Raw genomic sequence first — 12,543 nt, forward strand, 5'->3', positions numbered from 1 at the left:
GTGCTGGAGCGGCTGAACGAGGCCATGGAGCACATCGAGGCGCATCTCGACGCGCCGATCGAGGTGAGCGAGCTGGCGCGCGTCGCCATGACGTCGGAGTACCACTTCCGGCGGCTGTTCTCGGCGCTGGCGGGCATCCCGTTGTCGGAGTACATCCGTCTGCGGCGGATGTCGACGGCGGGCGCCGAGGTGCTCGCGGGTGAGCGCACGCTGCTCGACATCGCGGTGCGCTACGGATACGGCTCGGGCGAGGCCTTCGCGCGCGCGTTCCGCGCCGTCCACGGTGTGGGGCCGAGCGAGGCCCGCCGCACCAAGGCGGCGCTGCGCTCCCAGCCCCGGATGTCCTTCCGACTCGTCGTCGAAGGGAGCAGCAGCATGCGATACCGGATCGTGGACAAGGACGCGTTCCGCGTGGTGGGCAGGAAGGCCCGCGTCCCGCTCGTCCACGAAGGGGCCAACCCCGCTATCGCCGCGTTCATCCGCGGCATCGGCCCCGAGACGCTGCGGCGCGTCAGCGCGCTGTCCGACCAGGAGCCGGCGGGGATCGTCGGGGTCAGCGACCAGCTCGACCCCAGCCGTGCCGAGGGGACCGAACTGGACTACTACCACGGGGTCGTGACGAGCGCGGAGCCGCCGGAGGACCTGGACGTCCTCGCGGTGCCCGCGGGAGCGTGGGCCGTCTTCGAGAACTCCGGCCCGTTCCCGCAGGCGCTCCAGCACCTGTGGCGGGACGTGTTCACGCAGTGGTTCCCGTCGAACCCGTACCGGAGCAGGCCCGGGCCGGAAATCCTGCGGGTGGACGTCTCCGAGGACCAGGCGCACGCGGACGCGAAGCTCTGGATTCCCGTGGAGCGGGCCGCCGGCTGAGCGGACGGCACCGCGTGAGGGCGTGGCCAGGGCCCCGGCCACGCCCTCACGCGTGATCACATCGGAGGCCGGTTCCCGGGCGGGCCCGCGCGCCGGATCACGGCCGGTAGACGCACGCCGCCAGCGGGGCGCTCAGCCTCCAGCCGAGGACCTCGTACAGGGCGCGGCCCTCGTCGGTCGCGCCCAGGACGCCCAGGCACGCGCCGCGCGCCAGTGCCTCGTCGGCGAGGAGGCGCATCACGTGGCTGCCGAGGCCTCGGCGGCGGTGTGCCTCGTCCGTGATGACGCGGTCCACGACGGTGGCCTCGCCGAGGACGGCCATCTGCCCCTGGGCGGCCGGTGCGCCCGCCTCGTCGTGGACGCGCACGAAGGTCACCCCGTCACGCGTCTCCACCGACGCGGTGCAGCCGTCCGGTGCGGCCGGGTGCGTGGCCCGGAGGTCCACGGACATCAAGTAGCCGCACTCCTCCTTGTCGACCACCCAGCCCGCGGGCAGCCAGGGCTCGACCTCTTCCGCCTCCCCGGGCACCTTGAGCCAGGTGTCCGGCACGCTCACCGAGGCCGCCGCCGCGCGCACGGCGGACTCGGCGGCGTGCGGCAGCACATGGCGCCCCACTTGACCGGCGACGCCCACGTGGAGGTAGGTCCCCCACGGCAGCTCCACCGGCGGCGGCGTCCGCCGCGACACGGCCCAGCCCGCCGCCCAGGTCCTGACAAGTTCCGGAACCACGCTGTCCTCCCGAAGTCGTCGCGCCCAGGCCCCGCGGATGCGTCACCCACGAGGCTCGTACGATAAATAGTACACAGGAGCAGAATATCGCTCACTGGCGCTCACCCCGTCGGAGTCCCGAAGTCCCTTGCGGCATCGGCCGGTTCGCCGGCGGGCCTAGGCCGTGCGCCGCTTGAACAGCACCCCCGAGACCGCCACCGAGGCGGCGAGGATGCCCGTGCACCAGGCGAGCGCCACCCACGCCGTGGAGCCCACCGGCTGCCCGAGCAGCAGGCCGCGTACCGCCTCGATGACCTGGGTGACGGGCTGGTGCGCGGCGAACCCCTGGAGCCAGGACGGCATGCTGTCGGTCCGTACGAACGCGCTGCTCGGGTAGGGCAGGAAACTCACGAGGAAGGTGAAGCCTCCTGCCGCCTCGGTGGACCTGACGAGCAGGCCGACCGCCGCGGACACCCATGAGAGCGCGGCGATGTAGACGACCAGGAGACCGATCGCGGCGAGCCAGGCGCCGGGCCCGGCCGACGGGCGGAAGCCGATCGCGAACGCCAGCGCGAGGACGAGCGCGGTGGCGAGCAGATTGCGGGCGGTGGAGGCGAGGACGTGGCCCGCGAGGATGGGGGTGCCGCCGATGTCGAGGGAGCGGAACCGGTCGATGACGCCGTTCTTGAGGTCCTCGGTGACGGCCACGGCGGTCCCGGCCGAACCGAAGCCCGCGCACAGCAGCAGGACGCCGGGCACGACGTAGGTGACGTACTCCGTGCCGGTGTCGATGGCCCCGCCGAAGAAGTACACGAAGATCAGGAGCATCATCACCGGGAGTGCCAGGGCCGTCAGCAGGGCGTCGGTGTTGCGGCGGCTGAGCCGGACGCACCGGCCGGTCATGATGAGGACGTCAGACACGGGTGGCCTCCTGGGGAGAGGGCGCGGCGGGACGCGCGGGCTTCGTGAGCGTCAGGAAGACGTCGTCGAGGGTGGCCGTGCGCAGCGAGAACCGCTCGATGTCCGTGCCGGCCGGGTCCAACGCGTCGAGCAGCGCCCGGACGTGAGGCGCGCCGCCGTCGGTGGCGAAGCCCAGGGTGCGGGTGGCGGGATCGCTGTGCACCGCCTGCGGCAGGAGCCGCAGGTAGGCGGACGGGTCGGCGAGGACGACGTCGAGGCGGTGGCCCGCGACGCGCCGCTTCAGCTCGTCGGGGGTTCCCTCGGCGGCCAGTTCGCCGCCGTGCAGGACGGCGACGCGGTCGGCCAGTTGATCGGCCTCTTCGAGGTACTGCGTGGTGAGGAAGACCGTCGTGCCGCGCTCCGCCAGGGCGCGCACCGCGCTCCACAACTGCTGGCGGCTGCGCGGGTCGAGCCCCGTCGTCGGCTCGTCCAGGAAGATCACCTCGGGTGCGCCGACGAGGGAGGCCGCCAGGTCGAGCCGCCGCCGCATGCCTCCGGAGTACGTCCTGACGACACGGTCGGAGGCGTCGACGAGGTCGAAGCGGTCGAGCAGTTCGGCCGCACGCGCGCGTGCCTCGGCACGGGAGGCCCGGGCGCCGTCCCGCGCGCGGGCGAGCCGGGCCATCATCCGCAGGTTCTCCGCGCCGGTCTGCCTCTCGTCCACCGCCGTGAACTGGCCGGTGAGGCTGATGGCCCGGCGGACGAGGGCCTGCTCCGCGCGCACGTCGTGTCCGGCGACCCTCGCGGTGCCCGCGTCGGCGGTGGTGAGCGTGGCCAGGATGCGCACGACGGTGGTCTTGCCCGCCCCGTTCGGGCCGAGCAGGGCGTACACGGTGCCGCGCCGGACCCTGAGGTCGAGACCGCGCAGGACCTGGACCTCTCCGTACGCCTTGCGGAGACCCACGGCCTCGATGGCGGGTGCGTCAGACATGACCTCGCCCTCCCGGTCTTCTACTGCGTAACCCTTACGCATTACTACGTAAGGGTTACGCAGAACTAGGATGTGCGTCAAGCCGGAGGCCCGAGGAGCGTCTCGGGGCGCACAGAGGGAGGCGACGCGGATGGCGGCGACGGACGAGGAGACCGGCCTGCCCGCGAGCCTCGCCACGGCCTGGGGGCTGCGGGCCCGCCCCTCGAAAGGGCCCAAGCCGGGGCTCAGCCTGGACCGCATCGTGGACGCGGCGGTGGGCATCGCCGCCGCCGAGGGCATCGGCGCCGTGTCCATGGGCCGCGTGGCCAAGCAGCTCGGCGTCGCCCCGATGTCGCTCTACCGGTACGTCGGCGCCAAGGACGAGCTGTACGTCCTGATGCAGGAGGCGGTCACGCCCCCGCCGCCCGACGCGGCACCCTCAGCCGCGGGGTGGCGCGCCGGCATGACCCGGTGGGCGTGGGCGCAGCGCGAGATCTTCCACGCGAACCTGTGGCTCCTGCGCATCCCCATCTCCGGCCCGCCCGCGAGCCCCCGCTCCGTGGCGTGGATGGAGTACGGCCTCGCGACCCTCGACGGCACGGGCCTCGACGAGGGCACGAAGCTCGGCGTGCTCATGCTGGTCGGCGGCTATGTGCGCAACGAGGCGACGCTGATGTCCGACCTGGACGCCGCCTTCACGGCGGGCGGCCACACCCCCGACGAGGTCATGAGCCGCTACCGGCGCACCCTCGCCGCCCTCACCGACGCCCGGCGCCACCCGGCCGTCACGCGCGTCCTCGCCTCCGACGCCCTGCACACGGCCGACGCCCCGGACGCGGAGTTCGAGTTCGGCCTGAACGTCGTCCTGGACGGCGTGGAGGCCCTCGTCGACCGACAGGGCCGGGCCTAGCACCGGGCCGGGGGCGGGGCCAGGGAGCAGCGCGGCCGGGCCTGACACCGGGCCGGTGGGGGGCCGAGGAACAGCACCGCCGGGACCGCACCGCCCGGAGCGCACCGACGGACCCCGGCAGCGCCCTCGCTCACGCACTGGCGCGGTCGACCCGCGCCCCAGCGAGCCGGCCCACGCCCAACGCCGCGCCCCTCCCCCGTACTTGACCGTACGCGGTCTTGTCCTGGCAGCAGGATCCCTTAAGGATGCGCATGACAAAACCGAAGCACCTTCGGTCACACAGCCATCAGAGGGGACCCCCACATGAACAAGCCTCTCGTCGGTGCCGTCTTCACCGCGCTGCTCCTCGGCGCGACGGCACTGCCCGCCGCCGCCGTCAGCAACGAGGCGCCGACGGCCGACAAGCAGGTCGTACGGACACAGCCCGCCGCCAAGGCCAAGGTCAACACCAAGGCCGTGACCTTCGCGGGCACCGTGGCGCTCAGCAACTGCTCCGGCTCTGTCGTCCGCGTGCCCAGCTCGCAGCCCACCGACCGCGCGCTCGTCCTGTCCAACGGCCACTGCCTGGAGACCGGCTTCCCCGGCCCGGGGCAGGTCATCGTCGACCGCCCGTCGACCCGCAGCTTCACCCTCCTCAACGCCGGCGGTGGCAACGCCGGCACCGTGCGCGCCGGCAAAATCGCGTACGGCACCATGACGGACACCGACGTGTCGCTGTACGAACTCACCAGCACCTACCGCGACATAGAGACGCGCTACGGCATCAAGGCCCTCGACATCGACGCCGCGCACCCGCAGGCCGGCCGCGCCATCACCGTCGCGTCCGGCTACTGGAAGCGGATGTACAAGTGCAACGTGGACGGCTTCGCGTACCGCCTCAAGGAAGGCCGCTGGACCTGGAAGGACTCCCTCCGCTACACCCAGCCGTGCCAGGTCATCGGCGGCACCTCCGGCTCTCCGGTGATCGACGACCAGACCGGCAAGGTCGTGGCCGTCAACAACACCATCAATGAGAGCGGCCAGCGCTGCACCGACAACAACCCCTGCGAGGTCGACCAGAACGGCAACGTCACCGTCCGCCCGAACATCGGCTACGCCCAGCAGACGTACATCGTCGTCCCCTGCGTCGGCACCGGCAACAAGATCGACCTGAACCGGCCGGGCTGCACCCTGCCCAAGCCCGCGGCGGAGAAGCACCGCACGCCCGCGGCAAGCCGCTAACCGAGGACCGGGGGTCCGGGCGCACCGGGGCCCGGGCCCGCCGTGTCCGCGAGTGTCAGTACAGGCTGGAGAAGAGCACCACGACCATCTGCGCGGGCTCGTCGCCGTCGTTGCGGAAGGTGTGCGGATGGCCCGCCGCCCACTGGATGCAGTCCCCGGCGCGCAGTTCGTGATCGACGCCGTTGTAGCGGGCGACGAGGGTGCCACGGGTGACCATCACCAAGTCGGTGCCCTCGTGCTGGAGGTCCTCGGCCAGGCCGCTGTGCGGTGCGAAGTCCCCCGTGACCACCTGGTAGCCCAGCTCGGGGGCGCGCAGCACGCGATAGACGACTCCCGGGGCGCGGCGCAGGGTCTCCTGCTCCTCCCTCGGGTACACCGAGGGCGTGGCGCGGCCCCGGGAGAAGCCGAGGAACGAACCGACGTCGTGCCCGAACACCTTGGCGAGGCGCCCGAGCCGCTCCAGGGCGATGTCGGTCTCGCCGCGCTCAAGGGATGCGAGGAAGGACACGGAGAGGCCGCACTCCGCGGCCACCTGACGCAGCGACATGCCCCGCTGCGTGCGCAGCCGGTGCAGTACCGCGCCGGGGGGCGGGAAGCCGAGTTCCGGGTCCCTGGGGGACGTGCGGGGCGAGGGGTCCGGATCAGCCATGACCGCATCCTAGAACCGCCGGTCACGTCCCGCGCCTTCGCCCCCGGAGCCCGGGCGCCCCCGCCCCGGGAGGCTCAGCCCTCCTCGCCGGGCGACGTCCCGCAGCTGGGGCCGCCGGGGCCGTCGAACTGCACCGAGCTGAAGAAGTTCTGGTAGGCGGGGAAGAAGTTGCCCTTGCCGGTCGGGCCGGAGGAGGTCACGGCCGTGCAGCCGGCGTAGCCCGCGTCGGACCAGAGGTAGATGGTCGACGGCGTCCGGTTCCAGTCCGACTTGGCGCGGTCGTTCATGCCGAGCGCCGCGAGGTCCGGGGTGTTCCCCCTGAGCTGGATCATGTCGCCGGTCCCGTCGAGACCCGAGAACATGCAGTAGTAGCCGGCAGGGCACCGGTCGTACCCGTCGGCCGCGTGGGCCGTGGAGACCGGGGCCGCCGTGACAGCCGTGGCGGCCACCGCGACGAACAGCGCGGAGAGCCTCTTCCTCATCGTCTTCACCTTGCGCATGCCGATCCTTCGCTCGGGGGCCCGTGAGTCCGCGGGCCGCGGCCAACGGAACGGTGGCACGCGGGCCGTGGTCCCCCCAGGTTTGGTGATCCGCTCGGTGTGTCGCGATCCCCCACACGTGGGGCGTACGGGAGTTGGCACGGCTCCAGGGCGCGCCGGGGGGCGGGCGCCCCGGCTCAGGCGCGCCGCCGGTGGGTGCCGGGCGTGTAGCCGAACGAGCGCCGGAAGACGTCGATGAACGCGCTCGTCGACGACCAGCCGCAGCGGTGCGCGACGGCGGTGACGGGGGTGTCGTCGCCGAGCATCCGCAAGGCGTGGTAGAGCCGCGACTGGGTGCGCCACTGCGGGAAGGTCATGCCCAGCTCGGAACGGAAGAGGCGGCTGAGGGTGCGCTCGCCGACCCCGGTCGCGGCGCCGAGGTCGGCGAGGGTGCGGGGGTCGGCGGGGTTGTCGTGGACCAGCGCGCAGACCGCCGCCAGGCGCGGATCCGTGGGTGTGGGCAGGCGCACCGGCTGCTGCGGGGAGGCGCGCAGCTGGTCGCGCAGGACCGCGCGCAGCCGGCGGCGCTCCGCGCTGTCGTCCTTGGGCCCGCGGGCGTACTCGATGATCAGCTCGCGCAGCAGCGGGCTCACGGCGAGGACGGTCGGCTCGTCCAGGCCCAGTGGATTGTCGTCGGCGGGCAGGCCGACGAAGTACATCTCCAGGTGGCCGTACGCCCGGTGGGAGTGGACGGTGCCCGCGGGCACCCAGAGGGCACGGGTGCCGGGCGCGTACCACGTACCGGCGTCCGTGGTGACCGCGACGACCCCGGAGCCCGCGTAGGCGATCTGGTGGTCGTCGTGCCGGTGCGCGTCGATGCGGTCCCCCGGGGCGAGGACCCGGACGTGGGTCGGGGCCACGGGGGTGTAACGGACGGCCTCCCGTTCCGGCAGGGGTGCGGCTCTCCGCATGGGCTCGGCGACCTCTCCGTACGGCGTGCGCCACGCCGGCGGATACGTGCGTCCCGCTGGCTGATAATCGATAAACCTTGGCATTTTATCGGAAGCCCGACGGCGGGCGAGGGCGCGACGATCGGTGCGTGTCCAAGCCCTCTCCTCGCAACAGGCCCCTGACCCTGATGTCCCTCGGTCACACCTGTGTGGACGTCTACCAGGGAGCCGTGGCCGCCCTGGTCCCGTACTTCGTGTCCGAGCGCGCGTATACCTACGCCGCCGCCTCCGGCGTCGTCCTGGCCGCTTCGCTCCTTTCGTCGGTGGTGCAGCCGCTGTTCGGGGCGCTCACCGACCGGTGGGCGCTGCCGTGGCTGCTGCCGGTCAGCTCGGTGGTCGGCGGCGCCGGTGTGGCGCTCAGCGGCGTCTTCGACTCGTACGCGCTGACGCTGACGGTGGTCGCCGTGTCCGGCATCGGTGTCGCCGCCTACCACCCGGAGGCCGCGCGGGTGGCGCGCGTCGCCAGCCGCGGCAGCCACACGGCGATGGGCTGGTTCTCGCTGGGCGGCAACATCGGCTTCGCCACCGCTCCGCTGCTCGTCGCGGCCGTCGTCGCCACCGGCGGCCTGCGGGCGTCGCCGCTCCTCGTCGTGCCCGCCCTCGCCGGAGCGGCCCTGTGCGCGGCGGCGCTGCGCGAGGTCAGGGCGCCGCTCGCGGCCACGGCGGCGGCCCGCGCCGCCCAGGGTTCCGGCGCCGACGACTGGGCCTCCTTCCTCCGCCTGTCCGGCGCCATCGTGTGCCGCTCGATCGTGTTCATCGGGCTCAGCGCGTTCATCGGGCTGTACGTGCGCGAGCGCGTCGGCGGCGGTGAAGTCGCGGGCACGGCCGGTCTGTTCGTGCTGTACATCGGCGGCGCCGTCGGCACAGTCGCCGGTGGCCGGCTCGCCACCCGCTACAGCCGCGTCGCCGTCGTGCGGTGGTCCTACGCCTTGAGCGTGCTCGCCGTCGCCGGTGTCGTGCTGGTCCCCGGACCGCCGCTCTACGTGTTCGTGGCGCTCACCTCGGCGGGCCTGTACGTGCCCTTCTCCTTGCACGTCACCCTGGGACAGGACTACCTGCCGAGCCGTGTCGGTACCGCGAGCGGGGTCACCCTCGGCCTGACCGTCAGCGTCGGCGGCGTCGCCAGCCCTCTCATCGGCGCCCTCGCCGACACCACCTCGCTGCGCACCGCCCTGGCGCCCCTCATCGCGCTGCCCGCCATCGGCTGGCTCCTGCTGCGGCCGCTGCGCGAGCCCGCCCAGCCCGAGACCCCCGCCCCGGCGCCGGCCGACGAGCCGCCTTGTTACGATCACCCGGCGGGCGCGGCCTCCACGGCCGCCCGCGACTGCCGTTCCGACGAGGGGGGTTGATGAATATGGCCTGCCAGGCCCTTCATCGGCATGCCCAAGTCCGGGCCGCGCGAGGACAGTGAGCGGCCCGGTCGTCCGAACGACCAGGAGTCCCACGTGTCTTTCTCTCCCTTTTCCGCCTCACCTTCTCCTTCCGCTCCCTCCGCTTCTGCCTCCGCGCCCGTCTCTTCCTGTTCGCCGGTGGGGGCAGACCTGGTCACTGACCGGCTCGTGCTGCGCGGGTGGTCGTCCGCCGAGCTGGCCGCCGTCGTGGACGGCACCCGGCTCGCGGACTGGGCGGAGGACTTCCCCGCCGAGGGGGACGGCGTCATCGCCGGGTTCCTCACCGAGCACCCCGAGGGCCTGCACCCGTACGGCCACCGGCTGATCGTCGAGCACGACAGCGGGCTCGTCGTCGGCTCGATCGGCCTGTTCTGGCCGCCGTCCGAGGGCGTCCTGGAGGTCGGCTACGGCGTCGTGCCGTCCCGCAGGGGCCGCGGCTACGCGCCGGAAGCCACCCGCGCCGTCGTGGAGTTCGCCCTGAGCCACCCCGAAGTCCACACCGTGCACGCGACGGTGGAACTGTCCAACCCGGCCTCGGTCCGCGTCCTGGAGAAGGCCGGGCTGCGGCGCTGTGACGAGGACGCGACCACCGCCCGCTACCGGGCCGCGGTCGGCGACTGACCCGCGCCCGTGTGCCGGAGCCGGCCGGCTCCGGCACACGGGCCGATGACCCCGGCGGTGTGAGGGCCGGGGCCCTCCTCCCCACCCACGACGTATTTGGCGATATTCCGTCAGATCCAGGCTTTCCTCCAGCTGCCACCATGGCCCCTATGGGAAACCCCGGGGAACTGGCAGAGGAAGTCGATCCGCCGGCGGCGGCGCACGACGGGTCCGGGGCGGGCGCCCGGTCGGCACCGCCCGTCACGGTGGGCGTCGAGGAGGAGTACCTGCTGGTCGATCCGGTCACCCGGGAGCTGAGCCCCCACGCCGACAAGGTCGTGGCCGACGCCGCCGGTGAACTCAAGGACCGGGTCTCCACGGAGATCACGCGCTACCAGGTCGAGGGCCGCACCGACCCCCACACCGAGCTGGCCGGGCTGGCCGCCCAGATCCGCTCCACCCGCGACGGCATCGCACGGGCCGCGGCCCGGCAAGGCCTGCGGGTGATCTCCAGCGGCACCCCGGTCCTCGGGCACCCCGTGCCGCCCGCCTTCACCAGCACGCCGCGCTACGCGAAGAGCCTCGCGCAGTTCCGTGCCCTCGACTACGAGCAGAGCACCTGCGCCTGCCACATCCACGTCGGGGTGCCCGACCTGCCCACCGCGCTGCGGGTGAGCAACCACCTGCGGCCGTGGCTCCCCGTGCTCGTGGCCCTGACGGCCAACTCCCCGTACTGGTACGGCGAGGACACCGGGTACGCGAGCTGGCGCACCTTGGTCTGGGGGCGCTGGCCGGTGGCGGGGCCGCCGCCGTACTTCGAGTCCCCGAGCCACTTCGAGGACCTCGTGGACGACCTCATCGCCACCGACACCCTCCTGGACCGCGGCGGTCTGTACTGGGACATCCGGCCCTCGCACCACGTGCCCACGGTGGAGGTCCGCGTCGCGGACGCGGCGACCACCCTGAACGACGTCGTCCTGCTGGCCGGTGTGGTCCGCGCGCTGGTGTGCGGGGCGCTGCGGGCCGTCGAGGCCGGAGTGCCGCCGCTGCGCCCGCCGCCGGAGATGCTGCGGGCCGCGTGCTGGCGGGCCGCGCGCGACGGGCTCGGCGGAGCGGGCATCGACCTGTCCACCAGGCGCCTCGTGCCCGCGGCCACCCAGGCCGCACACCTCCTGAGCCGGGCCCGGCCCGCGCTGGAACGCCACGGTGACCTCCCCCTCGTGCGCGCCGCCTGGTCCCGCCGCCAGGCCGAGGGCAGCGGCGCCGATCGCCAGCGGGCCGCGTACCGGCGGCGCGGGAGCCCCGTGGACGTCATCGACCACCTCGTCTCCAGCCTCGTCACCTGAGCCCTCCCCTCCGGCGCCCGCCCCGCTCCGACTTCGGTCGCCACGACGTCGACTTCCGGCCGCGGCGCCGCCGGGCGGCGCCCGCTTGCCCGTACGCCGGGAGAGCGGCGGCTCCCTGACGGCCGATCTGCTGAGCGACGCGGCGTGCGGCGCGATCGCCCTTGCCGTCCTCTCGCGGGCCGTTCGCACCGCCCGACTGGCGGATCCCGAGCGCCTGGTGACCCCGGCCGGGCCAAGCCGATCTGCGGGGCGGGGAGCCCGCTCCTACGGTGGCTGAATGACCATCAGTTTTCTGCCGTCCGCCCTGCGCCGCTCTCTTTTCCGCACGTCGGCCCTCACCACCGGGGCGTTGGTCTGCCTCTCCGGCACCGCAGCGTGTGCCGAGCCCACTCCGCCCGGGCGGCAGCCCGCGTACACCTCGACGCTGCTCGACCGGGCCGGCACGCAGGTGCGGCCGGGCTCGGCGGCCCCGCCGCTGCCGGGCGGGGTCTCGGCGCTGTCCTGGGTGGTGGCCGACGCGCGCAACGGCGACGTGCTCGCCGCCCGCGACGCGCACCGCCGCCTGCCGCCCGCCTCCACGCTCAAGTCACTGTTCGCCCTTGCGGCCCTGCCCCGGCTGCACCCGGACACCCGGCACACGGTCACCGAGGCCGAACTGGCCCGCGTGGGCGGCGGCAGCAGCCTGGTGGGGGTCTCGGCGGGGCGCAGCTACCGCGTGGCCGACCTGTGGCGCGGTGTGTTCCTCAGCTCCGGCAACGACGCCGTGCACGTGCTCACCGCGATGAACGGCGGGATGGACCGCACCGTCAGGCAGATGCGCGCCAAGGCCCGCGCGCTCGGCGCCCGCGACACCCACGTGGTCTCGCCCGACGGCTACGACGCGGCCGGGCAGGTCTCCTCGGCGTACGACCTGGCGGTGTTCGGCAGGGCGGGCCTCGCCGACCCGCAGTTCGCCCGCTACTGCTCGACGGAAGTGGCCTCCTTCCCCGCGGGCGGCTGGTCGTACCCGATCCAGAACACCAACCGGCTGCTCACCGGCGCGGGCGGCGTGGCCCGCTACCCCGGCCTGATCGGCGTCAAGAACGGCTATACCAGCCAAGCCGGGAACACTCTCATCGCCGCCGCCCACCGGGGCGCCCACACGCTCGTGGTGACGGTGATGAACCCGCGGAACGGCGGCTACGCCGTGTACGAGGAGGCCCGGCGGCTGCTCGACTGGGGTTTCGCGGCGTCGGGCCGGGTGCGGCCGGTCGGCTCGCTGCTGCCCGCGAAGCCCCGTACCGCGCCGGACCGGGCGCGGAACGCCGCCGTGGCGTCGGCCGCGTTCGCGCCCGCGACGGAGTCCGACGACGGCTCCGCCTGGCCCGCTCTCGTGCTGGTCGGGGCGGGCGCCGCGGTGCTCCTGGCCGGATGCGTGGTGATCGTGCGGCGGCGTGCGGTTACGGTGGCCCGACGGCCGGGCGCGGGAAGGGAGTTCGTGGAGTGACCGAA

13 protein-coding genes are annotated in these 12,543 nt (G+C 73.6%); 7 read left to right on the forward strand and 6 right to left on the reverse strand.

Going from position 1 to position 12,543, the window contains the following annotated elements; translation table 11 throughout:
- On the forward strand, positions 1-867 hold the full coding sequence (locus tag AC07GB_RS12755; RefSeq protein ID WP_478844466.1) for an AraC family transcriptional regulator: 867 nt from the start codon (positions 1-3) through the stop codon (positions 865-867).
- Positions 868-964: 97 nt separating this feature from the next.
- Here the strand turns inward: AC07GB_RS12755 and AC07GB_RS12760 are convergent, their stop codons facing one another.
- The 3 genes from AC07GB_RS12760 to AC07GB_RS12770 all read right to left on the reverse strand — a co-directional run bounded on the left by AC07GB_RS12760 (position 965) and on the right by AC07GB_RS12770 (position 3,467).
- Positions 965-1,597, reverse strand: a complete 633-nt coding sequence (locus tag AC07GB_RS12760) for a GNAT family N-acetyltransferase (protein WP_478844468.1) — start codon at positions 1,595-1,597, stop codon at positions 965-967.
- 156 nt (positions 1,598-1,753) lie between these two features.
- Positions 1,754-2,479, reverse strand: a complete 726-nt coding sequence (locus AC07GB_RS12765) for an ABC transporter permease (protein WP_478844839.1) — start codon at positions 2,477-2,479, stop codon at positions 1,754-1,756.
- A gap of 10 nt (positions 2,480-2,489) precedes the next feature.
- Positions 2,490-3,467 carry an ATP-binding cassette domain-containing protein gene (locus tag AC07GB_RS12770; RefSeq protein WP_478844470.1) on the reverse strand — a complete coding sequence of 326 codons (978 nt, stop codon included), beginning with the start codon at positions 3,465-3,467 and terminating at the stop codon, positions 2,490-2,492.
- A gap of 130 nt (positions 3,468-3,597) precedes the next feature.
- On the opposite strand from AC07GB_RS12770, the gene AC07GB_RS12775 reads away from it, so the two are divergent.
- Positions 3,598-4,356, forward strand: coding sequence for a TetR/AcrR family transcriptional regulator (locus AC07GB_RS12775; protein WP_478844472.1), 759 nt, complete (start codon positions 3,598-3,600; stop codon positions 4,354-4,356).
- A gap of 303 nt (positions 4,357-4,659) precedes the next feature.
- A complete protein-coding gene (locus AC07GB_RS12780; RefSeq protein WP_478844474.1) occupies positions 4,660-5,577 on the forward strand; it encodes a S1 family peptidase in 918 nt (305 codons plus the stop codon).
- 55 nt (positions 5,578-5,632) lie between these two features.
- On the opposite strand, the gene AC07GB_RS12785 is transcribed toward AC07GB_RS12780, so the two are convergent.
- The 3 genes from AC07GB_RS12785 to AC07GB_RS12795 all read right to left on the reverse strand — a co-directional run bounded on the left by AC07GB_RS12785 (position 5,633) and on the right by AC07GB_RS12795 (position 7,676).
- Positions 5,633-6,226 (reverse strand): helix-turn-helix domain-containing protein, encoded by a 594-nt coding sequence (locus tag AC07GB_RS12785; protein ID WP_478844476.1) that lies wholly within the window; start codon positions 6,224-6,226, stop codon positions 5,633-5,635.
- Between the two features lie 74 nt (positions 6,227-6,300).
- The gene (locus AC07GB_RS12790; protein WP_478844478.1) at positions 6,301-6,726 is read right to left on the reverse strand and encodes a peptidase inhibitor family I36 protein; all 426 of its coding nucleotides are present in this window, start codon (positions 6,724-6,726) and stop codon (positions 6,301-6,303) included.
- Between the two features lie 176 nt (positions 6,727-6,902).
- Complete coding sequence (locus tag AC07GB_RS12795; RefSeq protein WP_478844480.1) at positions 6,903-7,676, reverse strand: AraC family transcriptional regulator; 774 nt, start codon at positions 7,674-7,676, stop codon at positions 6,903-6,905.
- Positions 7,677-7,843: 167 nt separating this feature from the next.
- Between AC07GB_RS12795 and AC07GB_RS12800 the strand changes: the two genes are divergently transcribed.
- From AC07GB_RS12800 to AC07GB_RS12815, 4 genes are all read left to right on the forward strand, one after another.
- Positions 7,844-9,064, forward strand: coding sequence for an MFS transporter (locus tag AC07GB_RS12800; protein ID WP_478844841.1), 1,221 nt, complete (start codon positions 7,844-7,846; stop codon positions 9,062-9,064).
- 180 nt (positions 9,065-9,244) lie between these two features.
- On the forward strand, positions 9,245-9,727 hold the full coding sequence (locus AC07GB_RS12805; RefSeq protein ID WP_478844482.1) for a GNAT family N-acetyltransferase: 483 nt from the start codon (positions 9,245-9,247) through the stop codon (positions 9,725-9,727).
- Positions 9,728-9,876: 149 nt separating this feature from the next.
- Positions 9,877-11,052: a carboxylate-amine ligase gene (locus tag AC07GB_RS12810; RefSeq protein ID WP_478844484.1), complete on the forward strand. Its 1,176-nt coding sequence runs from the start codon at positions 9,877-9,879 to the stop codon at positions 11,050-11,052.
- Positions 11,053-11,329: 277 nt separating this feature from the next.
- Positions 11,330-12,538, forward strand: coding sequence for a D-alanyl-D-alanine carboxypeptidase family protein (locus AC07GB_RS12815; protein WP_478844486.1), 1,209 nt, complete (start codon positions 11,330-11,332; stop codon positions 12,536-12,538).
- Positions 12,539-12,543 lie beyond the last annotated feature (5 nt).

This window comes from Streptomyces sp. NPDC045778 (assembly GCF_056431945.1).